This is a genomic window from Mesorhizobium sp. P2_D6, assembly GCF_056404315.1.
The window spans coordinates 123,608-147,726 of record NZ_JBFUEG010000006.1 but is presented as its reverse complement, the minus strand read 5'-3'; the positions used below and the strand labels follow the sequence as shown (position 1 = coordinate 147,726).

Here is a 24,119-nt window from a genome sequence, read left to right as displayed (position 1 = left end):
CCACGCTCCTCACCAGCCTAGAGCCAGCCCGCGATCAATGGCACTGCACGAACAGACCCGCAAGGCCGCATCCGAGGACGGAGACGTCGCTTCGCGCCTGCTCGCTTGGTACGACGCACACCATCGCGAGTTGCCGTGGCGGGTCACGCCGCGTGCGGCGGCCGGCGGCGCCCGGGCGGATCCCTATCGCATCTGGCTGTCGGAAGTGATGCTGCAGCAGACCACGGTCGAAGCGGTAAAATCCTATTTTCGCGCTTTCGTCGAGAAATGGCCCGATGTCGAGGCGCTGGCCGCGGCGCCGACCGAGGATGTGATGAAGGCCTGGGCCGGGCTCGGCTATTATTCGCGGGCGCGCAATCTCAAGGCCTGCGCCGATCTCGTCGCGCAGCGCGGCGGCCACTTTCCGGATAATGAAACGGGATTGAGGGAATTGCCGGGCATTGGCGCCTATACGGCGGCGGCGATCGCCGCGATTGCCTTCGACCGGCCGGCGGCGGTCGTCGACGGCAATGTCGAACGCGTCATCTCGCGGCTCTATTCGATCGAAACGCCGCTCAGCGAGGCGAAGCCTGAAATTCGCGCTTTGGTCGAAAGACTGGTTCCGCAGACAAGGCCGGGCGACTTCGCGCAGGCGATGATGGACCTCGGAGCCACGATCTGCACGCCGAAGCGGCCGCGCTGCATGCTGTGCCCGCTGCGCGAGGATTGCACCGCCATCCTGTCAGGCGACCCCGAGCGTTTTCCGGTTCGCCTGCCGAAAGCTGACAAGCCGCTCAGGCGCGGCGCCGCCTTTGTGGCCGAGCGCGGCGACGGCGCCATTCTGTTGCGCAAACGGCCGGATAAAGGCCTGCTCGGCGGCATGACCGAAGTGCCGACCACTGGCTGGACCGCGCGGGTGGATGGCGCGACGACTGCGGAAGCGGCGCCCTTCCCCGCCGACTGGCGGCGCGCCGGTGAGATCGCGCATGTTTTCACCCACTTCGCGCTCGAGATCGAAGTCTTTCATGCGCAGGTGAAAAGTGATGCCCCGGATGGGTATTTCTGGTCGCTGGCCCATGACATTTCGGGGGAGGCGCTGCCGACTGTCATGAAAAAGGTCATCGAAGCGGCGATACCGGGCGCGACCAAGAAGCGTCCGCGTTGAATAGCGTTTGCATGAAAGGCCCCACATGACTGAAATCCGTCACATCGTGTTCGATATCGGCCGCGTGCTGATCCATTACGATCCGAGCATTCCGTTCAGCCGCCTCATCCCCGACGCGCAGGAGCGCAAGTGGTTCTTCGACAATGTCTGCACGCATGACTGGAACATCGAGCAGGACCGCGGCCGGACGTGGGAAGAGGCGGAGGCGCTGCTGATCGCCGAGCATCCCGATCATGCCGAAAACATCCGCAATTTCCGCCGCCACTGGCACGAGATGGTGCCGCATGCCTATGAGGACAGTGTCGCCATCATGCTCGGCCTGATCGAGAGCGGGCACGACGTGACCATGCTGACCAACTTCGCCGCCGACACGCTTGCCGAAGCGCGGCTGCGCTTCGACTTCCTCAGCCGCCCGCGCGGCGTCACCGCGTCGGCCGACATCCGTGAGATCAAGCCCGACCGCGCCATCTACGACTACCATGTCGCCGCCTTCGGCCTCGAACCCTCAGCCACATTGTTCATCGATGACAGCCCGAAAAATGTCGACGGCGCCAAGGCGGCCGGCTGGCAGGCTGTGCTGTTCACGGATGCAAAAACGCTCAAGGCGGACCTTGAGCGTTTTGGGATTGAAGTCTGATCTCAGGCGGTTGCGGAGGGGCCGATCAGGCTCCTGCCCGCTCCATGCCGAGCCTGGCGATGCGGCGCAATTCGTCGATCGGGGTCAGGCCGCCAGAGCGCTCATAGTGCCAGAAGGTCCAGCCATTGCAGGCGTCCAGCCCCTGCACTTCGGCGCCGATCTTGTGGATCGAGCCGGCGCTGTCGCCGATCGCCACCGTGCCGTCGGCGCGCACCTTGGCGGCCCAGCGCTTCTTGGAGTCATAAAGCGTGGCGCCGGGCTGCATCAGTCCAGTGTCGAGGAGGCTGACAAAGGCGACGCGCGGCTCGGCGCGCTTGCCGGTGAGCACGGTGAGATCGGCGCCGTCCAGCGGCCGCACCGCATCGATGCGCTCATTGGCGGCGTCGATATAGGCCTGCTCGCGCTCTATGCCGACGAAATGGCGGCCGAGGCGCTTGGCGACCGCGCCGGTGGTGCCGGAACCGAAGAACGGGTCGAGCACGATGTCGCCCGGCTTGGTCGAGGCCATCATGATGCGGGTAAGCAACGCTTCCGGCTTCTGCGTCGGATGCAGCTTGTCGCCATTGTCGTTCTTCAGCCGCTCGCCGCCGGTGCAGATCGGGAACAGCCAGTCGGAACGCATCTGGATGTCGTCGTTGGAGGCCTTCATGGCTTCGTAATTGAAGGTGTAGCCCTTGCCCTTCTGATCGCGAGAGGCCCAGATCATGGTCTCATGCGCATTCTGGAAGCGGCGGCCGCGGAAATTCGGCATCGGATTGGTCTTGCGCCAGACGACATCGTTGAGGATCCAGAAGCCGAGATCCTGCATCTTGGCGCCGACGCGAAAGATGTTGTGATAGGAGCCGATGACCCAGATGGTGCCATTCGGCTTCAAGACGCGGCGCGCCGCCAGCAGCCAGGCGCGGGTGAAGGCGTCATAGGCCTCGAAACTCTCGAACTGGTCCCAGTCATCATCGACGGCATCGACCTTGGACTGGTCGGGCCGGTGCAGGTCGCCGTCGAGCTGCAGATTGTAGGGCGGATCGGCGAAGATGACGTCGATGGATTTTTCCGGCAGCCGGTCGAGTGCGGCGACGCAATCGCCCTTGAGGATGGTGTCCAGCCACTCGGATTGCTGGGGAGCGTGAGAAAGGTCGTCGAGAAGACGCACGGCAGACATTTTTACACCCAAAGCACGCGTTACTGTTTACTCCCCGTTATGGTTACCGATCAGCGTAAATATTCGGTGAAGGACGCAACCGACCCGGCAGCCCTGATGTCGTTAATTTGCGCAGCCCGGCCCGTTGGTGTATGTCGCGCCGCTTGAGCCCTGCAGGGCCTCCATCACCCTCCCAGTTCCGGATTGCCATGCCCCAGCCAGATCTTGTCATCTTCGATTGCGACGGCGTGCTCGTCGATTCCGAAATCATCGCAGCCCGCGTCGAGGCCGAGCTGCTGACACTCGCCGGTTTCGAAATATCGGCCGAGGAGATCGCCGAAAGCTACGCCGGGCTGACCTTCAAGGACATCATGATGCGGGTCGAAGCGAAGTCCGCGATCCCGTTCCAGGCCTCGATGATCGACCGCGCCGAAGAATTGGTCGACCGCAAATTGCGCAGCGACGTGCGCGCCATCGACGGCGCGCGCGAGGCGGTGGCGGCGGTCACGGCGCCGCGCTGTGTGTGCTCGAATTCGCGCTCGGAGCGGATCGAATTCATGCTGGAGAAGGTTGGCCTTTTGCCATTCTTCGCCGGCCGGATTTTTTCAGCGCTGGAGATGCCGAGCAAGAAGACCAAGCCCGCGCCTGACGTGTTCCTCGTCGCGGCGGAGAAACTCAACGCCGATCCGGCAAACACCTTCGTCATCGAGGATTCGGTGCATGGCGTCGCTGGCGCCAGGGCCGCCGGCATGCGCGTGATCGGCTTCACCGGCGCCGCGCACAGCTATCCCGGCCATGCCGACGCGCTGACCGAGGCCGGCGCCGAAACGGTCATCCGCCGTTGGGCCGAATTGAAAAGCGTGATTGCCGCGCTGTCGGAGTGGTCGGACGCCTGAACTCAGTCCTTGGCTTTGACCGACTTGGCTCGAGCCGGTTTCTTCTTTGCCCTGTTATAGGCAATGGCGGCGCGGACGAGCGCTTTCAGCGCATCCGCATCGATCTCGTCGCCCTCGGAAACGTCGATCGCCCGCCACACCTTGCCGCCAAAGCCGTTGTTGAACAGCTTGCCGGGGTCCGGCAGGCTGGCGCCGTGGGAAAAGGTGAGCTTCACCTTGTCCTTGTGGGCGTTGCCGACCGCGATCATGCCGTCGCGCGACCATACCGGGCTGCCCATCCACTTCCACTCCTCGATGATTTCGGGATCGGCGTCGAGGATGGTCTGGCGCAGGCTGGCGAGCGTCTTGCCGCGCCAATCGTCCAGCTCGCGGATTCGGGCATCTATCCGCTCGGAGGCAGAGGCGCCTGCCTCTGACTTGTTCGCACCGCTGGTCTTCATGGTCTTCTCCGTTCACATCTTCTCGCCGGGCAATTTACTGGCCTGCTTCACCCAGCTGGCAAACCTGGCCTCGTCGATCTCTTCGCCTTCATGAATGTCGAGATAGCGCACTTCCTTCTGCCTGGAGCCGCCGGGAGGAATGGGATCCAGCGACATGCCGCGGAAGAAGGCGACTTTGACGTATCTGGTGAAGCAATGCAGGCTGAGGAACCAGCCCTCGCCCTTGATGCCATAGAACGGTGAGTTCCACTTCACCGCCTTGTAGACGCTGGGAACGGCGGCGACGATGAGCGCGTCAAGGCGGCGCCCGACATCGCTTTTCCAGCCCGGCATGGCCGCGATATAGGCCTGCACGGGAGCATCCCCATAGGCCTTGGCGATCTGCGGGTTGCCGCCTGAAAGCAGGACCGGCCTGGCTGGCGCTGGTTTGGCTGGGGCCGGCTTTGCGACCTTCGATTTTCCGGGCGCCTTGGCCATCGTCCCTAGCCTTGCGCGCGCTGCTCGCCGTGCGGCCGGGCGACATAGGGCAGCACGAACATATAGAGCCCGCTGAACAGCAGCAGGAAGAGCGGCAGTAGCGGCGAATAGACCACCCATGCCGGAGGCTGCCCGAATGCCATGGTGATGAAATTGGCTGCCACGGTCACCGTAAAGATGATCGACAGCCAACGGTGGGTTTGCCTTATCCACTTGCTCCAGTTCATTGCCACCTCCTCTTGAAAACGAGCGCTTACCAGCGTGCCAGCTGGGTGATCTGGATGAGATTCCCGCAGCTGTCGTTGAGCTGGGCGATGGTCGAGCCGGTCACTTCGGTCGGCGCCATGGCGAACGCTCCGCCGCGCCCCTTGATGCGCTCATAGTCGCCCTTGATGTCGTCGGTGAACAGCATGAGCGCGGGCTGACCCTGCTTGAAGATGGCCTGCTGGTAGGTTTTGGCGGCCGGATTGTCGTTGAGCGCGAGTTGCAATTCGGTTCCCTCGGGCTCATCGGGTGAGGTTACGGTCAGCCAGCGAAAAGGCCCATTGCTGAAATCGGCCTTCACGGCAAAGCCCAGCACGTCGGTGTAAAAACGCAGGGCGTTGTCCTGGTTGTCCACGTAGACGCTGGTCAGCTTGATCTTCATGATTTTCTCCTCTGTGCGTTCGGTGGCCCCGCGATCAGGGCATGGCGCTGACTTGTACCGGCAGGCCTCAATCTGGCTTCGCCAGAAGCTGCTCCAGCTTGGTGAGGAACTGCTGCCACCCGACCCTGGCGCCGCCATAGGCCTGTTTCTGATCGGGATGGAAGCCGGACTGCTCGACGCGCAGATGGGTCCCGGTGCTCGTGGGCGTGAGTGTGAACGTCACCACGCTCTTCAGATTGTAGGCCGCATCCTCATGCGCAAAATCCCAGCTGTAGGACAGCGTCCTGTTTGGTTCGATGGCCAGCACCTCGCAATCGAGCACGCCGCCCCAGTCGCCGCGAAGATTGAAGCTGTGGCCGATGACAGGCTTGAAATCGTTCTTCATGAGCCACTCCTCCATCAGATGCGGCTGCGTCAACGCGCGCCAGATCTTTTCCGCCGGCCAGGATATTTCGCGTTCGACGACGACGGTGCGCAGTTCCGGCTTGCTCACTGGTCCATCCTTTTCAGCAGATCCTCGAGATGGTCGAAGCGGCTCTCCCAAAACCCGGTCATCTGAACTGTCCAGTCGGTCAACGGAGCGAGCGCGCCGGGCTGCGCGCGGTAGTGGGTCTGCCGTCCGGCGTGGCGGTCGAGCACCAGGCCGGCCTGCTTCAGGACGCCCAGATGCTTCGATACCGCCGGCTGCGAGACTCCGGACTGCGCCGTCAGCGCTCCCACAGTCTGCTCACCCTGGCGGCACAGGCGCTCGAAGATGGCCCGCCGGGTCGGGTCGGCAAGCGTTCTGAACAGAGTGTCGTGGGCGTCTGGCATCGGGATCAATAACCTGCGAGCTATTGATTGACATATAACCGCCGAGATATGAATGAGTCAAGTGCGCCGGCGCAATGGACTAGGATCCAAGGCGCACACGCCAGCCCCCCGCAGACGCATTCCTGCAGGGTCATGGTCAGATCGTTTGATCTTTCAAAGAGTTGACAGCCACCGCCGCAACAGCGACGACGCCCAAGTGCGGCTTAGTTCGTGGCGGGAGCTCGCTTCTTCTTGCCGGACTTCTTGTCCGCCGCCGCCGGCGCGGTTTCGTCATAGCCGGCATATACCTGGTAGTCCTTGGCAGAGGGCTCGGGCACGACGACGTTGGAATCGGTGAAGACGAACTGGGTGGCGGTCGAGGGATCGCTGACCTGAATCTGATAGGGGTGGATCTGCGAATAAAGCACGTCGGTGCCATGCATGACGGCGATGCGGATAGGCATGGTGATGGTGCCGGGAGTGAACATCGGTCCCGGCACGACCTTGCCGGCAACGCCAACCTTCATCGTCAGCTGACCGTTGGCACGGCTGCAATCGCGGCTCACATCGCTGATCGAGGCCTGGTAGATGATCTTGGTCGGATCCTTGTTCGGGTCGACGATGGTGCCATCCGGCGCCGTCTGCGCGGCGGCAGCGGCCTCGGCATCCTGCGCGGCGTCGACCTTTTTCTTTTTCGGTTGCGACGAGCCCTTGGCGTAGGTGTTGAAATAGGCGGTGCCGTCACGCAACGTCACTTTCGGACAATAGGCCTGCAACTGGCTGGCGAGCACCTTGGGATCCTGCGGCGGTATCGGCGCATTCGGGTCGGTCTTCTTGCCCAATCCGAGGTTGAGGATGCCATTGTCGCTCGATTGGCAGCCGGCGGCGGCAAGCATAAAGCCGGTGAGCGCCAGACCCGCGACAAAGCGACGGTTGAACGAATAGAACGCCATGAAACTGCACTTCCCTCTCGCAAAGCTGGTGACGTATAGCAATGGCGCGGCAAAAATGCGACTGAGCCAGCGCAGAAATTAACCACTCTGTGGTGAACGGAAACGCCAGGCGGAAACGGGTCTGTGACATGCAATATGTGAGTACTCGCGGGGAAGCGCCCGCGCTGGGATTTTCCGACGCGGTGCTGGCCGGACTGGCACGCGACGGTGGGCTCTATGTGCCGCGAGAATGGCCGCAGTTTTCGGCAGCCGAGACTCGCGCCATGCGCGGCCTGCCCTATGCCGACCTCGCCATCCGCGTGCTGACGCCGTTCCTCGGCGGCGAGATCGCCGCACCCGTTTTCGAACGCCTGGTGCGCGAAGCCTATGCCACCTTTCGCCACCAGGCGGTCTGTCCGCTGGTGCAGACCGGTCCGAACACTTTCATCCTCGAGCTCTTCCACGGTCCGACGCTGGCTTTCAAGGACGTCGCCATGCAGCTGCTTGCCCGGCTGATGGACCATGTGCTGGCTGAGCGCGGCCAGCGCGCCACGATCGTCGGCGCCACCTCGGGCGACACCGGCGGTGCAGCCATCGACGCCTTCGCCGGCCGCGACCGCACCGATATCTTCGTACTGTTCCCGCATGGCCGCGTCTCGCCGGTGCAGCAGCGGCAGATGACGACATCGACCGCCGCCAACGTCCAGGCACTGGCCATCGAAGGCAACTTCGATGATTGCCAAGGGTTGCTGAAGGACATGTTCAACGACCACGCCTTTCGCGATGGTGTCTCGCTGTCGGGCGTCAATTCGATCAACTGGGCCCGCATCATGGCCCAGATCGTCTATTATTTTTCCTCGGCGCTTTCGCTCGGCGCGCCAGACAGGCCTGTTTCCTTCACCGTGCCGACAGGCAATTTCGGCGACATTTTCGCCGGTTACGCCGCCAAGAAGATGGGCCTGCCGATCGAGCGGCTGATCGTCGCAACCAACGACAACGACATATTGGCGCGCACCTTCGCGACCGGCGAATACCGCACCAAAGGTGTGTTTGCGACGACGTCGCCGTCGATGGACATCCAGGTGTCGTCGAATTTCGAGCGGCTGTTGTTCGAGGCCTCCGACCGCAATGCCGAAACGGTGCGGCGCTATATGGCCGGGCTGAAACAATCCGGCGCCTTCACCATAGAAACGGCCGAAATGGCCAGGATGCGGGCTGAATTCGACGCTGGCCGCGCTGATATGGATGAGGTTGCCGCCACCATCCGTTCGACGCTGGAGACCAGCAACTATCTGCTCGACCCGCATACGGCCGCGGCCGTGCATGTCGCCGCCGGCAAGGTTGACGGCGCCGTGCCGATGGTGGTGCTGGGCACGGCCCATCCGGCCAAGTTCCCGGCGGCTGTCGAAGCCGCCTGCGGCGTGTCGCCGACCCTGCCTGCATGGCTGGGGTCCTTGATGTCAGCCGACGAAAAATACACGGTACTTCCATCCGACCTGAAAATGGTGGAAGATTACGTGAGCCGCCACTCAAGGGCAGCGCGTTAGGGAGTACTTGCCATATGGGTGTTGAGGTAAGCCGTCTGTCGAACGGCCTGACAGTCGCCACCGAAACCCTTCCAAGCCTCGAATCCGTTGCCCTTGGTGCCTGGGTCAAGTCGGGCGCTCGCAATGAGCGTGACGAAGAACACGGAATGGCCCATCTGCTCGAGCACATGGCCTTCAAGGGCACGAAAAGGCGTAGCGCCTTCGAGATCGCCTCGGAAATCGAGGATGTCGGCGGCGAGATCAACGCCGCCACCAGCGTCGAGACGACGTCCTACTATGCCAGGGTGCTGTCCGACGACGTGCCGCTGGCCGTCGATATCCTCGCCGATATCTTGCAGGAATCGGAGTTCGACCCGCAGGAGCTGGAGCGCGAGCAGCATGTGATCCTGCAGGAGATCGGTGCCGCGCACGACACGCCCGACGACATCGTCTTCGACCGTTTCACCGAGACGGCGTTCCGCCATCAAACGATCGGCCGCTCGATCCTCGGCACGCCTGAAACCGTCAAATCCTTCACCTCCAAACAGCTGCACGATTTCATCGAGCGCCAATATGGCGCCGAGCGGATGGTGGTCGTTGCGGCCGGCGACATCAAGCACGACAATTTCGTGCGCGAGGTGGAAAAGCAGCTCGGCGGCTTCCGAAGCAAGGCCGACAGCACCATGCCGCAATATGCGCAATATGTCGGCGGCGATTTCCGTGAGGATCGCGACCTGATGGACGCGCAGATCGTGCTCGGCTTCGAAGGCCGCGCCTATCATGTGCGCGACTTCTACGCCTCGCAGGTGCTGTCGATGATCCTCGGCGGCGGCATGTCGTCCCGGCTGTTCCAGGAGGTCCGCGAAAAGCGCGGCCTGTGCTATTCGGTCTATGCCTTCCACTGGGGCTTTTCCGACACCGGCATTTTCGGCGTGCATGCCGCGACCGGACAGAGCGACATTGCCGAACTGGTGCCCGTCATCATCGACGAACTGCAGAAGGCCGGCGAAAACATCCTGCAGGAAGAACTCGACCGGGCGCGCGCGCAATACCGCGCCGGACTGATCATGTCTGCGGAAAGCCCGGCCAGCCGCGCCTCGCAGATCGCCAGGCAGCTGCTTTTGTTCGGCCGGCCGATCGCCAAGGAGGAGTTGATGGAACGACTGTCGGCGCTGACCGTCGAGCGGCTGACCGACCTGTCGTCACGGCTGTTTTCGACCAAGCCGACGCTGACCGCCGTCGGCCCCGTGGGTACGCTCGCGCCCTATGAGGCGATCCTCGATTCGCTTGCGGGCACGCACACCACGGCCCGCAAGCTCGCCGTCTAAGTCCCTTCAAGGCGCGCCCCGTGTTCGCGCTCCCTTTCTTTCGCCGTGACCTGCCGGCACTGAAGGGCGACCGGGTCACGCTGCGCGTGCCCTACACCAACGACTATCGCGAATGGTCGGCGTTGCGCGGCGAAAGCCGCGGCTTCCTCGAACCGTGGGAGCCGCGCTGGACGCCCGATGAGCTCGACCGCACGGCCTGGCGGCTGCGCATCGGCCGCTACCGCGAAGATTATGCGCAGGGCACCGCCATCGCCTTCTTCATCTTCGAGAAGGCGAGCGGCAAGCTCGCCGGCGGCATTACGCTGGGCAACATCCGCCACGGCGTCTCGCAGAGCGGCCATGTCGGCTACTGGATCGGCGAGCGTTTCGGCGGTCGCGGCCTGATGACCGACGCAGTCAAGGTGGTCTGCCGCTTTGCCTTCGATACGCTGAGGTTGCACCGGATCGAAGCTGCCTGTATTCCCGACAATGCCCGGTCGATCCGCGTGCTTGAAAAAGCCGGATTCCGGCGCGAAGGACTTTTGCGATCCTACCTCAGGATCAACGGCATCTGGCAGGACCACTACCTCTACGCTCGGATCGCGGACGATCCGCCGGGCGCTGGAACGAAGGACTGATTTTGACGAATTTCCTGCGAAACGGGTCGCTGTTGGCCTTCGTTCTGGCGGCTGTCGTCACGCTGTGCGCGGCGCTCCCAGCCTTCGCCGTCGAACCGATCAAGATCGCCCGCGACGATATCGCGCTCGACCTGTCGCGCGCCGTCGAGATCTACCGCAACCAGGGCGAAAACTTCCAGGTGTCGACCGCGCCCGGCCCCGACGGCATCGTGCGGCGCATCGAGGTCGAGGCCAATGACGCACGCTCTACCGGTGACTGGGCGGTGTTCGCGCTGGCCAACACCACCGACCAGCAGCTCGACCGCCTGATCGTGGCGCCGCATTTCCGGCTGGTAAATTCCGGCATCTTCTGGCCCGATCTCGGCGCCACCCGCATCGCCGCGATCACCCCCAGCGAGGGCTTCGCGCTCGACCGCCAGTCAAGCCCCGACGCCGACGTGTTCCGGGTGACGCTGAACCCGGGAACGGTGATCACCTTCATCGCCGAACTCGCTTCGCCCAAGCTGCCGCAGGTCTATCTCTGGGAGCCGGAAGCCTACAAGGACTCGGTCAATTCCTACACGCTGTTTCGCGGCATCGTCATCGGCATTGCCGGCCTTTTGGCGTTGTTCCTGACCATCCTGTTCGTCGTCAAGGGAACCTCGATGTTCCCGGCGACAGCTGCCTTAGCCTGGGCGGTACTTGCCTATATCTGTGTCGATTTCGGCTTTTTAAACAAGATCATAGAGATATCGCCCGGCAATGAGCAGATGTGGCGGGCGGGAACGGAGGTGGCGCTTGCAGCGACCTTTGTGGTGTTCCTGTTCGCCTATCTCAACCTCAACCGATGGCACGGCCATTTCAGCTATGGCGCGCTGGTCTGGATCCTCGGACTGGTGCTGATTGCGGGTGTGGCCATCGTTGACCCGGCCGTCGCCTCCGGCATCGCCAGGCTGTCCTTCGCCGCCACGGCGCTGACCGGACTCGGCCTGATCATCCTGCTCGGTATTCGTGGTTACGATCGCGCGATCATGCTGGTGCCCAGTTGGGTGATGGTGCTTTTGTGGCTATGCGGATCGTGGATGGCGATCACCGGCATGCTCGACAACGACATCGCCCAGCCGGCACTGGGCGGCGGGCTGATCCTGATCATCCTTTTGATCGGCTTCACCGTCATGCAGCATGCCTTTGCCGGCGGCGCGCTGCATCAGGGCCTGTTCTCCGACCTTGAGCGCCAGGCCCTGGCGGTGGCTGGCTCCGGCGATACGGTGTGGGACTGGGACGTTCTGCGCGACCGCGTCGTCACCAAGCCCGATGTCAGCATTCAGCTTGGCCTTGCGCCCAACAGCCTGGGGGGTGCCGCCCGCAACTGGCTGCCGGTGCTGCATGCCGACGACCGCGACACCTTCCGCACCACGCTCGACGTGGTGCTCGAACACCGGCGTGGCCGGGTGTCGCAGAATTTCCGCCTCCGCGGCGCCGACGGGCACTACCACTGGTTCTTGCTGAGGGCGCGGCCGGTGATCGGCTCGGACGGCGAAGTGATTCGCTGCGTCGGCACCATGGTCGACGTTACCGAGCAGAAAAAGTCCGAGGAAAGGCTGCTGCACGATGCCGTTCACGATAATCTGACCGGCCTGCCCAACCGCGAACTTCTGATGAACCGGCTGGAGGCCATCATCTCGATCGCGCGCACCGAAGAGAAGGTGCGCCCGACTGTCTTCGTCATCGACATCGACCGGTTCAAGCAGGTCAATGACGGGCTTGGCATCTCGGCCGGCGACACCATTCTGCTCACCATTGCGCGCCGCTTGCACCGGCTGTTGAAGCCGAAGGATTCGCTGTCGCGCTTTGCCGGCGACCAGTTCGCGCTGATGCTGCTTTCCGAACAGGACCCGTCCCGCATCGCGGCGGTAGCCGACGCCATCAAGCACGCCATCAACAACCCGATCACCTTCGCCAAGCGCGAGATCGTGCTGACCGCCTCGATCGGCCTGATCACCTGGACTTCGGCGCAGACTTCGGCCGAGGACATGGTCAAGGACGCCGAGCTTGCCATGCACCAGGCCAAGCGCTTCGGCGGCGACAGGATCGAGCCGTTCCGGCCGGCCTTCCGCACCGTCGGCACAGACCGTCTGCAGTTCGAATCCGATCTGCGCCGCGCCATCGAGCGGCGCGAATTCACCCTTGCCTACCAGCCGATCGTGCGGCTCGAGGACGGCAGCATTGCCGGCTTCGAAGCGCTGCTCAGGTGGGACCACCCGCGCCGCGGCATGATCCCGCCGGGCGATTTCATTCCGGTCGCCGAGAGCTGTGGCCTGATCGTGCAGCTTGGCCTGTTTGCCATGCAGCAGGCGGCCGAGGACCTCGCCGGCTGGCAAAAGCAGATCGGCGACACGCCGCTGTCGGTGTCGGTCAATCTGTCCAGCCGCCAGCTGATCCGCCGTGACCTGGTCAGCGATGTCCGCTCGGTCATCGCGCGCGCCAATCTCAAGCCACGCTGCTTCCGGCTCGAACTCACCGAATCGCTGGTCATGGACAATCCCGAGCAGACATCGCATGTGCTGACCAAGCTGAAGCAGCTCGGCATCGGCCTGTCGCTCGACGATTTCGGCACCGGCTATTCGTCGCTCGCCTATCTGACGCGCTTCCCCTTCGACACCATCAAGATCGACAAGAGTTTTGTCGACGACGCGTCGCCGAAGCGTGCGGTGCTGCTGAAATCCATGGTCAATATGGCGCACGAGCTCGGCCTGTCTGTAGTGGCCGAGGGCATTTCCGACGAAAGCGATGCGCTGGAACTGCGCCAGATGGGCTGCGAATACGTGCAGAGCTTCATGTTCGGCGCGCCGATGCCCGGCGATCAGGTGCTGAAGGCGCTTAAGGAGCAGTATCCGATGACGCAGGCTTAGAGGCCGTTGGGCTCTGGGTGGCTGCCAGGTCAGGCATGCCCGGCCGCCAGGCTCAAATGCGCCAGGTCGATGCCGATCGAGGCGAGGATGCGGTCGTATTTGCGTTCGATGTCGGCGTCGAACAAAAGCTCCGGCGTGGCCGGGCAGGTCAGCCAGCCATTTTCGGCGATCTCGGTTTCCAGCTGGCCGGCGCCCCAGCCGGAATAGCCGAGCGCCATCAGCGCGCGCCGCGGGCCGCGGCCGGACGAGATGGCGCGCAAGATGTCGACGGTCGCGGTCAGGCAGATATCATCGGAGACGGTTAGCGAGGATTCCACCCGGTAGTCGCCCGAGTGCAGGACGAAGCCGCGACTGCGGTCGACCGGGCCGCCATTGCGCACGACGAAGTCGCGCGCCTGCGCCGGCAGCCGGATCGCCTCCTGCTCGTTCATGATGCCCAGTTGCACCAGAAGATCGGGAAACAGCATCTGCTGCGTCTGGTTGATGATCAGGCCCATCGCGCCTTCGTCGCTGTGCGCGCAGATATAGATGACCGAGCGCGTGAAGCGGTCGTCCTTCATGCCGGGCATGGCAATCAGGAACTGGTCGTCGAGAAAGCCGCGTCCGCCGGCGATCTTTTTGTGGCGCAACAAGTCCATGGAGCGGAGCGTAACGCGTTTCCGGAGCGCCGAAAAGGTGCGCCGCGCGCGATTTGCCCAAAGCCCAATAGCTGGAACAACGGATTCCTGACTACCAATTTCCCCGACGGAATGCTTGAACTCGACTGTCCCTCGCCCAAAAGTCACGCAAATATGATACGCAGAGAGCCATGAAAACATTGCGCGGCCATGAACTGACGATCAAATCCCTGCCATGCAAAGCTTGAAAATCCTGCTGCTCGGTGCCGCCATCGGATGCGGAGCAGCCCTTCCCGCCGCGGCTTCCTCTTCGGACTGGTACAACAGCGAAGGCGGCAAGGTGCGGCTGGTGACATCAGGCAAGGCGGACGAGGCCGGGCGCATCCATGGCGTGCTCGACATTGCGCTCAAGCCCGGCTGGAAGACCTATTGGCGCGACCCGGGCGATGCTGGCGTGCCACCGCAGATCGATGTTTCGGCCAGCACCAACATCACCGATGCGGCGTTTTCCTTCCCGCCGCCGCAGCGCCATGACGACGGCTACGGCAAATGGGCCGGCTACAACCATCCGGTTTCGCTGCCGGTGACATTCACCCTGTCATCGCCTGGGGATGCGGCCGTCATCGATGCCGACATCTTTCTCGGCATTTGCGAGACGATCTGCATTCCGGTGCAGACGCGGTTGAGCGTCGATCCCGCCGCCGATCCCGACAATGCCGAGGATGCGGCTCTGGTGAAGGCGGCCCTTGCCACCTTGCCCGCCCCTGCCAAAGCCGATTTCGGCATCAAGATCCTGCCCGGCGACCACGAGACGCTGGTCGTCGAGGCGACCTTTCCCGGCGATCCGGAAGCGGCGGATTTCTTCGTCGCCGGCGAGCGCGACTACATGTTCGGGGCGCCTGCGCGCAGCGAAAAGGACGGCCGGCTGGTGTTTACCATACCGATCCTCGACCGACCGTCGGCGACACCGACCGATGGCGGGTTGTATTACACCCTGACAAGTGCGGAAGGCGCGGTCGAGGGCGTTCTGCCGTTCCCCTGATACAAGTCCCGATCCAGGCCTTCCCTTGATCCAGGCCTTATCGGCGGTTGCGGGAGATGCCTGATTTCGCTATCGCAAGAAACCTTCCCTGCTTTCACACGAGGACCATCATGACCATTGCCGTTGGCGACAAACTGCCCGATGCGACCTTCAAGGAAATGACCGCCGACGGCGCCAAGGTGATCACCTCGGCCGAGATTTTTGCGGGCAAGAAGGTCGTGCTGTTCGGCGTTCCCGGCGCCTTCACGCCGACCTGCAGCAACAACCATCTGCCGGGCTATCTCGAGAACCATGACGCCATCCTGGCGCGCGGCGTCGACACCATCGCCGTCGTCTCGGTCAACGACGTCCATGTCATGGGCGCCTGGGCCAATTTCACCGGCGGTCAAGGCAAGATCCTCTATCTCGCCGACGGCAATGGCGATTTCGCCAAGTCGATCGGCCTCGACTCCGATTACTCCAGCGGCGGCATGGGATTGCGCTCGAAGCGCTTTTCGATGATCGTCGACAATGGCAAGGTCACCGCGCTCAATGTCGAGACCAAGCCCGGTGTCGACACCTCAGGTGCGGCACACATTCTGAGCCAGCTCTAAATTTTGGTGGCTGCGTCGGGTCATGCGCTGCATGGCCTGACCACTCTGCGCTTCCTGCCGGATTGCCTGCTTTTGGGGGACATCGACGATGTTTGACATCATCTGGCGCAGTGTTGCGATCGGCATCGGCGCCACAGTGCTGATGGACCTGTGGGCGATGTTCCTGCATCTGGCGCTCAGTCAGCCGCGGCCGAACTGGGGGCCGCCCGGCCGCTGGGTCTGGCATCTAAGGGAAGGCAAGGTCTTCCACGACGACATTGCCCACGCCGCACCCTATGCGCACGAGACGGCGCTGGGCTGGGCCTTCCACTATTTTACCGGCATCGTCTACGGCGTCATCCTGGTGGCGCTGATGGGCAGAGCGTGGCTGGACGCACCGACCTTTCTGCCGGCCTTCATCCTCGGCATGGTCACCATCGGCGCCGGCTGGTTCCTGCTGGCGCCCGGCATGGGCGCGGGTTGGGCCGCTTCAAAGCGCCCCAACCCGATGCAGATCCGCGCCTTCAACGTGATCTCGCACACCGTGTTCGCGCTCGGCCTTTACGGTACGGCCCTGCTAATCCGTTGAGGACAGGTTCTATTCGCTGACAACGCGCGGCTTCATCGCGGCGACGGTGTCGATGATCTCCTGACGCAGCGCGTCCTTCTCCGCCTCGAACTGCTCCCGCGTGATGCTCCTGCCTCCGGTGGCGGTGACACCGAATTCCTCCAGCGTGGATTCATAGCGCGCCTTCCATCGGATCACGTGCCCGGTCATGGCCTGGGAGAGCGCCGGGACTGAACCCGGATGCGCCGGCAGGCCGCACGACTGCGTCGTCCGCGCTTCGGCCGCCAGCATGACGACATTCCAGGCGTCGAAGCCGATGAGATCCATCTGGGCATAGAGGAACGCGCCATGCGCGCCGTCCCAGATCGACTGGTTGATGACCAGGAAGGGCGTGGCGCGGCAATAGCCGTGGCGTGCCGTCATCTCGGCGTTGAAGGTCTCGGTGCGAACCTGAAGCCGGTACCTGGCGGCTGCGAAAAGAGCGATGTAATCATCCGCCGTGCGCATGATGTTGCGCGCATCGTCCGGCGCGAAGCCGGCCTCACGCAGGAAGGAGCCGATCTTCGGATCGTCCCAGAGTTCCTTCGAGAAAACGCGCGTCACGCCATCGGCATCCGGCGTCGGACGCATCATTTTCTTGAGATCGGCAAAGCTGTGCTTCTGCTTGCCGAAAGTCCTGCGTCCGAACATCGCCGCGCCTCACCGCCAAGATCGATTGCGCCGTTCTATCACCCAGGGATGAAATCGACTTTAAGCCAAAGTCTAGAATCACAGGCTTCTGATGATGCGTATCCGCAGGCCTTGTGGACGCAGATCATCAGAACAGATGGCGCAAGTCTCTTCGCCCGTCCACGACGCGCACTATCTCGACGCACTCGACTAAGCCGTCGTCTGTATCCGGGATCGTTTCGTAAAGCAGCAGGAACGGCGCCTCGACCAGCATTCGGGTTGAGGGACGGATGTCGGGTCGCCTCACGCCCATGCGTGCCTGATCGGCCAATTGCATGGCCCGCGACTCCAGCCGGTCGTAATAGCGGTCGGCTGCTCGAAGGCTTTCGCCGCCTATTGTCAGATAGATGTCAATCAGGTCAGCTCTGGCCGCTGGCGACCAGACTACCCTAGCGGCCATTCGACGAGGCTTTCACCAGCCGCTGCCGAGCTTCCTTTCTCAGCGCGTCAAAGTCTACAGGCTCCGGCTTCCCGCTTGCCTTGCCTTCATCCCATAGCTGACGCAGCCGGCGCACGTCCTCTTGTCGAAGCTCGCGCTTGGTGAGCCAATCACGCATCGCCTCGCGCACGATCTCACTCGTGGTGGCGTATTCACCCGCTTCCACTGCCTCGCGCATGGTCGCCGCCTGTTGCGGCGTCACGGCCACGCTTATCTTTTCCACGTCTGCCATAGGATCTTACTCTTGCTCTAAGGTAGTAAATAATACTCCTTTTGCTCCTCTCCAACAATCCGATTGCTGCACTGCGGACTGCCGCTTCTGGCCGCATCAGCGGCCGTCGATCGGTCGCCATCCGTGGAGGATGCTGCGCGCGCCGATGTCATAGGCGAAATAGCTGCCGCCGCCGGCCGGCTGATCCGCCTCGCGGCTGATCTCGCGATTGCTGAGTGAAAGCAGCAGCAGCGTTCCGACGCCACCATGGCCGACGAAAGCAATGTCGCCGCCAACGGCGGCGTCTAGTACAGCCTCGACCTCGCTCACAATGCGCTGCTGGGCATCGATGGCGCGCTCCCAACCGCGAATGCTTTTGTGCGGATTGGCGAAGAACCAGTCGGCGACTGCCTCAAACTCCGGCGGTGGCAGGAAGCCGGTTGCCGAGCGGTCGTTCTCATGCATGCGTTCGCGCACCTCGACCGTGAGGCCAAGCTGCCTGGCCAGTATCTCAGCGGTTTCTATCGCCTTGCGCTCCACTGACGAGACGACACGCCGGATCGAGCCGACCCATGGCTGCTCGAGCATGGCCAGCGCCCTCGCCCGTCCGATCTCGGACAGTCCCCATTCCGGCACGGGAACGTTGGCATCGATCTGAACCTGGGGATGGGTGATGTAGTATGCAATCGGCACGGGTGAGGTTTCCTGCCGGGAAGCCTAAACTCAATAGCTCTGGGTCGAGCGCCGCGCTCTCGGGGTCGCCGGCTGCTTGGCCGGCGCGGCCGGCTTCAGCGCGGCTGCAGGCTTCGGGGTTGCAGATGCGGCCGAGCCCTTCTTGAACGGCGCCATGCCTTCCCTTGCGAGTTCGTCGGCGCGTTCGTTCTCGGTGTGGCCGGCATGGCCCTTGACCCAGTTCCAGGTCACCTTGTGACGCCGGTTGGCCTCGTCCAGCGCCTGCCAGAGCTCACCGTTCTTGACCGGCTTCTTGTCGGCGGTCTTCCAGCCGTTCTTCTTCCAGCCATGGATCCACTTCGAGATGCCGTCCATGACATATTTGCTGTCGGTGTGAAGCTCGACGGCGCACGGCTCCTTCAGCGCATTCAGCGCCGAAATGGCGGCCAGCAGTTCCATGCGGTTGTTGGTGGTCTCAGCCTCGCCGCCGGACAATTCCTTGGTCTTGCCGTTGAAGCGCAGGATGGCGCCCCAGCCGCCGGGACCGGGATTGCCCGAGCAGGCGCCGTCGGTGAAGATTTCAACCTGCTTGGTCATGTCAGTCCATATTCCGAAGGGGACCTGATGGCGCGGTGGAAGCGAATGCGGCGGATGTATTCGGTCGGATCGCGCTTCATGACCAGCCCGCCATCGGGAACGGTCAGCCAGTCATAGAGCCGGGTCAGCATGAAGCGCAGCGCCGAGCCGCGCGCCAGCATCGGCAGCGCCGCCTTCTCGGCATCGCTCAAAGGCCGCACGCTCTGATAGCCAGCCAGCAGCGCCGTACCCTTGGTGAGATTGAAGGAAAAATCCTTCTCGAAACACCAGGCGTTGAGGCAGGTGGCGACGTCATAGGCATAGAGGTCGTTGCAGGCGAAATAGAAGTCGATCAGGCCCGACAGTTTTTCGCCGAGGAAGAAGACATTGTCGGGGAAAAGGTCGGCATGGATGATGCCCGCCGGCAGGCCCTGCGGCCAATGGCGTTCGAAATCGGCGAAATCGGCGTCGACCTCGGCGGCCAGTCCCGGCTCGACCTCGTCGGCGCGGCCGTGTGAGGCGTTCCAGAGCTTGCGCCAACCGTCGATGGCGAGCGCGTTGTCGCGGGTCATCGCAAAATCCTGGCCGGCGAGATGCAGGGCGGCCAGCGCCTTGCCGACTTCGCCGCAATGCGCCGCTGTCGGCCGCCGCAGCGACAGGCCTTCGAGGAAGGTGATGATGACCGCCGGCCGGCCGGCCAGCGTGCCGATGACGGTGCCGTCATGCGCGGTTACCGGCAGCGGGCAGGAAATGCCTTTGCGGGCGAGATGGCCCATCAGACCGAGGAAGAACGGCAGGTCGGCCTTGTCGACGCGCTTTTCGTAGAGCGTGAGGATGTAGGAGCCGCTCGATGTGTGCAGCAGAAAATTCGAATTCTCGGTGCCCTCGGCAATGCCCTTGTAGGACAGCAATTCGCCAACCGGATAAGCCCTGAGGAACCCGCCGAGTTCGCCCTCGTTGACATCGGTGTAGACCGCCATGGGCTGTTCACGCGGCTCCGTTGACGAAGGCCATATCGGCCCGCGTCAGTTCGACATCGCGCAGAACCCGCATGACTGGAAAATCCTCCGTTTCGGTCGCGGTGATCGCAAGATCGATGGTCACCTCGAAGCGCTGGCGGAAAGCGTCGATGATCTCGTCGACGATGATCTCCGGCGCCGACGCGCCGGCCGACAGGCCGAGCGTCGAAATGTCAGTGATGTCATTCCACGGAATTTCGGAAGCGCGCTGTACGAGAAGCGACATGGTGGCGCCGGCGCGCTCCGCCACTTCGACAAGTCGGCGCGAATTGGAAGAATTCGGCGCGCCGACAATCAGATAGAGATCGGCGCCGGCGGCGGTGTCCTTGACCGCTTCCTGGCGGTTGGTGGTGGCGTAGCAAATCGATTCGGCGGCCGGCGCATGCAATTGCGGGAAGCGCTCCTGCAGCGCCCGGATGATGCCGGCGGTGTCTTCGACCGACAGCGTCGTCTGGGTGACGAAGCCGAGCGCCTCAGGGTTGGCCGGTGCAAAGGTAGCGGCGTCGGCTTCTGTCTCGATCAGCGTCACGGCGCCTTCCGCCAGCTGGCCCATCGTGCCGATCACCTCGGGATGGCCGGCATGGCCGATCAGAAGCACATGGCGGCCGAGCCGCTGGTGGCGCATCGCCTGCTTGTGCACCTTCGACACCAGCGGACAGGTGGCGTCGAGATAGAAGAGTTCTCGCGCCTGGGCGTCGGCCGGCACCGATTTCGGCACGCCATGGGCCGAAAACACCACAGGCGACTTGCGATGCTCGGGCGGGATCTCCGACAGTTCCTCGATGAACACCGCGCCCAGGCTTTGCAGGCCTTCGACGACATAGCGGTTATGCACGATCTCGTGGCGGACATAGACCGGCGCGCCGTATTTCTTCAGCGCCAGCACGACGATCTGGATGGCGCGGTCGACGCCGGCGCAAAAGCCGCGCGGCTGGCAGAGCCGGATCGTCAGAGGAGGCTTGGTCTTGGTGTGAAGCATGAATCCGGGCCGGTTGTTCAGAGGCGAAATGAGGTGTGCACCCCTGCCCTGTCAAGGGCAGCAGCGCATGACCCCGAAAATCGGAATCGATTTTCGGAAACGATCATGCGCCAAACCAAAAGTGTTACAGCGTCCTTTGCGCGTCCAAAAGGACGCGCGGCGCTGTAATATCATTCAGGCTTTGCCGGGCGGCGCAACCTGATGATCAGAACCGCGGCAAGGGCGGCGGCAAGGCCATACCAGGTGAACGCATATTGCAAATGCGAGTTCGGCAGATCGATGATGGTGATGCCGCCGACCGGCAGCCCACCGGGATTCGGCGTCTTGTCGGCGTCGATGAAGATCGGCACCAGCACGGCACCCGCGGGCAGGCCCGCGCTTGCCGCCATGACGTCGCGGTCCTTCCAGTAGAAGATGTTCTTGGCCACATCATTGTCGGGCAGCATCATCGACGGCTTTGCCGGCAGCGGATTGCGCGCCAAGCCGGTGACCGTCACCTTGCCCGTCACCTGCCCTTGCGGGCGTTTGGCGGCGTCCTTGAGATCGTAGGGCACGAACCCGCGGTTGATCAGCACGAAGCGGCCATCGTCGAGCGCCAGCGGCGTGTAGACATTGAAGCCGGCGTCACCGTCCCAGGTGGCGTAGAAATGCCGCTCGCCGGAATGCAGGAACGTCCCGCTGGCGGTGACCGGCGTGTAGTCGACATCGCCGGTGGCGGCAAATTCCTTCTCGACGTCCGCCAGTGGCCGTGGCGCCGAGTGGGTGCGCTGGTCGATGGTCGCCAGCAGGCCTTCCTTCCAGTGCAGGCGCTGCACCTGCCAGGTGCCTAGCCCCAGCAGGATGACGAACAGCACCAGGCCGAGGCCGAGCAGCAACGCCGTCTTCGGCCGCGAACGGCCGGTGGCTTTGGCCAGCGCCTCGCTCATTGCTCGTGGTCCAGCCGGCCTTCAGCAGCCTTGTTGGTGTATTGCAGCGTCAGCAGCACGCCCTTGATCAGCCGGAGCGCCGTCAGACACAGCGCCACCGCCAGCGGTATCCAGATGATGAAATGCAGCCAGAGCGGCGGGCTCAGCGTCACCTCCACCCACAGCGCCAGCCCAACGATGATGAAGCCGATGATCAGGATGACGAACACGGCCGGGCCATCGCCGGCATCGGCATAGGAATAGTCGAGGCCGCAATTCATGCAGCGCTTGCCGACGGTCAGGAAGCCGGAGAACAGCCGCCCTTCGCCGCAACGCGGACACCGGCCGTGCAGGCCGGCCGAAATCGGCTCGATGGGTGGCCAGATCGCCCTATCTTCACTCATGGATAGTGTCTTCGCTCATGTTCTACGGCTCAATTTCGATCGGCGTTCCATCCGGCACCATAGCCCAGATTTCATCCATGTCGGAGTCGGTAACCCCAATGCAGCCATCGGTCCAGTCGACCAATTGAAGCAGCCAGCCCAGCCAGCCGAAGCCGTAGGCCATGATGGGCGCCAAAAAGAAGAAAGGCGGCCGCATTGCCGCGGCCGCCTCTCCGATTCCTTGGGGTTGATTCCCCGATGAAAGCCGTCAGTGGCCTTCGATCAGCGCGCCGGCCGATCCCCAGACATAGATCGCGCTGAACAGGAACAGCCAGACCACGTCGACGAAGTGCCAGTACCAGGCAGCCGCCTCGAAGCCGAAATGCTGCTTCGGCGTGAAGTCACCCTTCATGGCGCGGATCAGGCAGACCAGCAGGAAGATGGTGCCGATGATCACATGGAAACCGTGGAAGCCGGTCGCCATGAAAAAGGTGGCGCCATAGATGGAATCCTTGAAGCCGAACGGCGCGTGAATGTACTCGTAAGCCTGCACCATGGTGAACAGCATGCCGAGGCCGACGGTCAGCACCAGGCCGTTGATCAGGCCTTTGCGGTCGCCATGGATCAGCGAGTGGTGCGCCCAGGTCACCGTCGTGCCCGACAAAAGCAGGATGATGGTGTTGTAAAGCGGCAGATGGAAGGGATCGAGGACCTCGAGACCCTTCGGCGGCCAGACGCCGCCGGTAAAGGCGGTGCGGGCATATTGCTGCACCTCGCCCGGAAACAGGCTGGCATCGAAATAAGCCCAGAACCAGGCGACGAAGAACATCACTTCCGAAGCGATGAACATGATCATGCCGTAGCGCAGATGCAGCGACACGACACGCGTGTGATGCCCTTCATGCGCTTCCTTGATCGTGTCCGACCACCAGGCGAACATGGTGTAGAGGACGATGACCAGGCCGATGAAGAACAGCCACGGGTTGGCGATGTTGTGGCCGAAGATCGGAAAATCACCGTTCTTGAGATACTGCATCAGGGCGACGCCGCCGACGGCGGTGACCAGCGCGCCGATGGAGCCCAGGAAGGGCCACGGGCTCGGGTTGACGAGATGGTAGTCGTGTTGTGGTTTTGCGTGCGCGTCTGCCATATCAACCCCCGAGATTTGCTTCGGTATCTGAAACTTTGGTGGTGCTGTCCGGCGCCGATGAAGCGACCGGTTTGTTCTTTTCGACCGGGAACATGGTGTAGGACAGGGTGATCGTCTTCAAGTCCTTCAGTTCCGGCACGTTGACGATGTCTGGATCCACATAGAACACGACCGGCATGTCCAGCGTCTCGCCGGGCTTCAGTGTCGTGTCGGTGAAGCAGAAACACTCGACCTTGTTGAAGTAGGGGCCTGCCAGTTCCGGCTGCACGTTGAAGGTGGCGCGGCCGGTGACGGCGCGGTCGAACTTGTTGGTGGCGCTGTAATGCGCCTGCGTGGTCTCGCCGATCTTGATGGTGACCGAGCGGGCGACCGGCTGGAACTGCCAGGGAATGCCATTGGTGTTGGCGTCGAAGCGCACGGTGATGTCGCGGTCGAGGATGCGGCCGGCATATTGCTTCTCGGCGCGCTGCGTGGTGCCGCCATAGCCGGTGGCCTGGCAGAACATCTTGTAGAGCGGCACCGCGGCGTAGGCCATGCCGATCATGCCGCCGAAGAAGGCGACGCAGACGGCGGCGACAACGCGGTTGGTGTTTTTCTTCCCGGGATCGGTCATGGTCTGGCGGGTCATCGTCGGCCTCACATCGATCCGGTATGGCCGAATTTGACGATAGTGATGACGTAGAAAACGACAACCAGCGCCGCCAGCGCCAGGCCGATCGCGGCCGAACGGTTGCGCCGCGCCTTCTGCTGGCGCTCGGTCAGCGTGACCAGTTCAAGCTTCTTGTCGATCATG

The 24,119-nt window shown here is 63.0% G+C and carries 31 protein-coding genes and 1 pseudogene; 10 read left to right on the top strand and 22 right to left on the bottom strand.

The window, feature by feature from the left end; all coding sequences use genetic code 11:
- Positions 1–37: 37 nt before the first annotated feature.
- Together mutY and AC1D1L_RS15105 are read left to right on the top strand one after the other, a co-directional pair.
- The gene (gene mutY / locus AC1D1L_RS15110; protein WP_477342397.1) at positions 38–1,144 is read left to right on the top strand and encodes an A/G-specific adenine glycosylase; all 1,107 of its coding nucleotides are present in this window, start codon (positions 38–40) and stop codon (positions 1,142–1,144) included.
- Between the two features lie 25 nt (positions 1,145–1,169).
- A complete protein-coding gene (locus AC1D1L_RS15105; RefSeq protein ID WP_477342396.1) occupies positions 1,170–1,781 on the top strand; it encodes an HAD family hydrolase in 612 nt (203 codons plus the stop codon).
- Between the two features lie 25 nt (positions 1,782–1,806).
- Here the strand turns inward: AC1D1L_RS15105 and AC1D1L_RS15100 are convergent, their stop codons facing one another.
- A complete protein-coding gene (locus AC1D1L_RS15100) occupies positions 1,807–2,940 on the bottom strand; it encodes a DNA methyltransferase (protein WP_477342395.1) in 1,134 nt (377 codons plus the stop codon).
- A gap of 188 nt (positions 2,941–3,128) precedes the next feature.
- Here AC1D1L_RS15100 and AC1D1L_RS15095 point away from each other — a divergent pair, with 188 nt between their 5' ends.
- Positions 3,129–3,815 (top strand): HAD family hydrolase, encoded by a 687-nt coding sequence (locus AC1D1L_RS15095; RefSeq protein WP_477342394.1) that lies wholly within the window; start codon positions 3,129–3,131, stop codon positions 3,813–3,815.
- Positions 3,816–3,817: 2 nt separating this feature from the next.
- Here AC1D1L_RS15095 and AC1D1L_RS15090 read toward each other — a convergent pair whose 3' ends face one another.
- From AC1D1L_RS15090 to AC1D1L_RS15060, 7 genes are all read right to left on the bottom strand, one after another.
- Entirely contained in the window at positions 3,818–4,255 is a 438-nt protein-coding gene (locus AC1D1L_RS15090) for a DUF1801 domain-containing protein (RefSeq protein ID WP_477342393.1), read from the bottom strand.
- A gap of 12 nt (positions 4,256–4,267) precedes the next feature.
- Entirely contained in the window at positions 4,268–4,732 is a 465-nt protein-coding gene (locus AC1D1L_RS15085) for a DUF1801 domain-containing protein (RefSeq protein WP_477342392.1), read from the bottom strand.
- A gap of 5 nt (positions 4,733–4,737) precedes the next feature.
- Positions 4,738–4,959 carry a hypothetical protein gene (locus AC1D1L_RS15080; RefSeq protein WP_477342391.1) on the bottom strand — a complete coding sequence of 74 codons (222 nt, stop codon included), beginning with the start codon at positions 4,957–4,959 and terminating at the stop codon, positions 4,738–4,740.
- 26 nt (positions 4,960–4,985) lie between these two features.
- The gene (locus AC1D1L_RS15075) at positions 4,986–5,378 is read right to left on the bottom strand and encodes a VOC family protein (RefSeq protein ID WP_112564249.1); all 393 of its coding nucleotides are present in this window, start codon (positions 5,376–5,378) and stop codon (positions 4,986–4,988) included.
- 67 nt (positions 5,379–5,445) lie between these two features.
- Positions 5,446–5,871, bottom strand: a complete 426-nt coding sequence (locus AC1D1L_RS15070) for an SRPBCC family protein (RefSeq protein WP_477342390.1) — start codon at positions 5,869–5,871, stop codon at positions 5,446–5,448.
- The gene (locus tag AC1D1L_RS15065; protein ID WP_477342389.1) at positions 5,868–6,191 is read right to left on the bottom strand and encodes an ArsR/SmtB family transcription factor; all 324 of its coding nucleotides are present in this window, start codon (positions 6,189–6,191) and stop codon (positions 5,868–5,870) included. Before AC1D1L_RS15065 ends, AC1D1L_RS15070 begins: the two co-directional genes overlap by 4 nt.
- 203 nt (positions 6,192–6,394) lie before the next feature.
- A complete protein-coding gene (locus tag AC1D1L_RS15060; RefSeq protein ID WP_477342388.1) occupies positions 6,395–7,123 on the bottom strand; it encodes a hypothetical protein in 729 nt (242 codons plus the stop codon).
- 128 nt (positions 7,124–7,251) lie between these two features.
- On the opposite strand from AC1D1L_RS15060, the gene thrC reads away from it, so the two are divergent.
- From thrC to AC1D1L_RS15040, 4 genes are read left to right on the top strand one after another with little or no spacing between them, the layout of a single operon-like run.
- A complete protein-coding gene (thrC, locus tag AC1D1L_RS15055; protein WP_477342387.1) occupies positions 7,252–8,649 on the top strand; it encodes a threonine synthase in 1,398 nt (465 codons plus the stop codon).
- A 14-nt stretch (positions 8,650–8,663) separates the two neighbouring features.
- Complete coding sequence (locus AC1D1L_RS15050) at positions 8,664–9,956, top strand: M16 family metallopeptidase (RefSeq protein WP_142866738.1); 1,293 nt, start codon at positions 8,664–8,666, stop codon at positions 9,954–9,956.
- A 20-nt stretch (positions 9,957–9,976) separates the two neighbouring features.
- Entirely contained in the window at positions 9,977–10,573 is a 597-nt protein-coding gene (locus tag AC1D1L_RS15045) for a GNAT family N-acetyltransferase (RefSeq protein ID WP_192256360.1), read from the top strand.
- Positions 10,574–10,575: 2 nt separating this feature from the next.
- Positions 10,576–13,464 (top strand): EAL domain-containing protein, encoded by a 2,889-nt coding sequence (locus AC1D1L_RS15040; protein ID WP_477342386.1) that lies wholly within the window; start codon positions 10,576–10,578, stop codon positions 13,462–13,464.
- Between the two features lie 29 nt (positions 13,465–13,493).
- On the opposite strand, the gene AC1D1L_RS15035 is transcribed toward AC1D1L_RS15040, so the two are convergent.
- Positions 13,494–14,102, bottom strand: a complete 609-nt coding sequence (locus AC1D1L_RS15035; protein WP_477342385.1) for a YqgE/AlgH family protein — start codon at positions 14,100–14,102, stop codon at positions 13,494–13,496.
- A gap of 214 nt (positions 14,103–14,316) precedes the next feature.
- Between AC1D1L_RS15035 and AC1D1L_RS15030 the strand changes: the two genes are divergently transcribed.
- From AC1D1L_RS15030 to AC1D1L_RS15020, 3 genes are all read left to right on the top strand, one after another.
- A complete protein-coding gene (locus tag AC1D1L_RS15030) occupies positions 14,317–15,123 on the top strand; it encodes a protein-disulfide reductase DsbD domain-containing protein (protein WP_477342384.1) in 807 nt (268 codons plus the stop codon).
- Positions 15,124–15,233: 110 nt separating this feature from the next.
- Positions 15,234–15,716 carry a peroxiredoxin gene (locus AC1D1L_RS15025; protein WP_023668407.1) on the top strand — a complete coding sequence of 161 codons (483 nt, stop codon included), beginning with the start codon at positions 15,234–15,236 and terminating at the stop codon, positions 15,714–15,716.
- An 88-nt stretch (positions 15,717–15,804) separates the two neighbouring features.
- Complete coding sequence (locus AC1D1L_RS15020) at positions 15,805–16,284, top strand: DUF2938 domain-containing protein (protein WP_477342383.1); 480 nt, start codon at positions 15,805–15,807, stop codon at positions 16,282–16,284.
- Between the two features lie 9 nt (positions 16,285–16,293).
- Here AC1D1L_RS15020 and AC1D1L_RS15015 read toward each other — a convergent pair whose 3' ends face one another.
- From AC1D1L_RS15015 to AC1D1L_RS14955, 13 genes and pseudogenes are all read right to left on the bottom strand, one after another.
- On the bottom strand, positions 16,294–16,953 hold the full coding sequence (locus tag AC1D1L_RS15015) for a hypothetical protein (protein WP_477342382.1): 660 nt from the start codon (positions 16,951–16,953) through the stop codon (positions 16,294–16,296).
- Positions 16,954–17,080: 127 nt separating this feature from the next.
- Complete coding sequence (locus tag AC1D1L_RS15010; protein WP_477342381.1) at positions 17,081–17,392, bottom strand: type II toxin-antitoxin system RelE/ParE family toxin; 312 nt, start codon at positions 17,390–17,392, stop codon at positions 17,081–17,083.
- Entirely contained in the window at positions 17,382–17,663 is a 282-nt protein-coding gene (locus tag AC1D1L_RS15005; RefSeq protein WP_477342380.1) for a ribbon-helix-helix domain-containing protein, read from the bottom strand. Before AC1D1L_RS15005 ends, AC1D1L_RS15010 begins: the two co-directional genes overlap by 11 nt.
- 96 nt (positions 17,664–17,759) lie before the next feature.
- On the bottom strand, positions 17,760–18,335 hold the full coding sequence (locus tag AC1D1L_RS15000; RefSeq protein WP_477342379.1) for a histidine phosphatase family protein: 576 nt from the start codon (positions 18,333–18,335) through the stop codon (positions 17,760–17,762).
- Between the two features lie 30 nt (positions 18,336–18,365).
- Complete coding sequence (gene rnhA / locus AC1D1L_RS14995) at positions 18,366–18,911, bottom strand: ribonuclease HI (protein WP_112563900.1); 546 nt, start codon at positions 18,909–18,911, stop codon at positions 18,366–18,368.
- Positions 18,908–19,870: a homoserine kinase gene (locus tag AC1D1L_RS14990; RefSeq protein WP_477342378.1), complete on the bottom strand. Its 963-nt coding sequence runs from the start codon at positions 19,868–19,870 to the stop codon at positions 18,908–18,910. The genes rnhA and AC1D1L_RS14990 overlap by 4 nt, the downstream gene beginning before the upstream one ends.
- A 7-nt stretch (positions 19,871–19,877) precedes the next feature.
- Entirely contained in the window at positions 19,878–20,888 is a 1,011-nt protein-coding gene (ispH, locus tag AC1D1L_RS14985) for a 4-hydroxy-3-methylbut-2-enyl diphosphate reductase (RefSeq protein WP_436258878.1), read from the bottom strand.
- A gap of 170 nt (positions 20,889–21,058) precedes the next feature.
- Positions 21,059–21,814: an SURF1 family protein gene (locus AC1D1L_RS14980; protein WP_477342377.1), complete on the bottom strand. Its 756-nt coding sequence runs from the start codon at positions 21,812–21,814 to the stop codon at positions 21,059–21,061.
- A complete protein-coding gene (locus tag AC1D1L_RS14975; protein ID WP_112563894.1) occupies positions 21,811–22,197 on the bottom strand; it encodes a DUF983 domain-containing protein in 387 nt (128 codons plus the stop codon). The genes AC1D1L_RS14980 and AC1D1L_RS14975 overlap by 4 nt, the downstream gene beginning before the upstream one ends.
- 22 nt (positions 22,198–22,219) lie before the next feature.
- Positions 22,220–22,351 (bottom strand): annotated as a pseudogene (locus AC1D1L_RS14970) (L,D-transpeptidase family protein); the annotation flags it as partial.
- Positions 22,352–22,444: 93 nt separating this feature from the next.
- Positions 22,445–23,326 (bottom strand): cytochrome c oxidase subunit 3, encoded by an 882-nt coding sequence (locus AC1D1L_RS14965; protein WP_352584622.1) that lies wholly within the window; start codon positions 23,324–23,326, stop codon positions 22,445–22,447.
- 1 nt (position 23,327) lies between these two features.
- Positions 23,328–23,954, bottom strand: a complete 627-nt coding sequence (locus AC1D1L_RS14960; RefSeq protein ID WP_142866751.1) for a cytochrome c oxidase assembly protein — start codon at positions 23,952–23,954, stop codon at positions 23,328–23,330.
- A gap of 8 nt (positions 23,955–23,962) precedes the next feature.
- The gene (locus AC1D1L_RS14955; protein ID WP_162712272.1) at positions 23,963–24,118 is read right to left on the bottom strand and encodes a hypothetical protein; all 156 of its coding nucleotides are present in this window, start codon (positions 24,116–24,118) and stop codon (positions 23,963–23,965) included.
- Position 24,119: the final 1 nt, after the last annotated feature.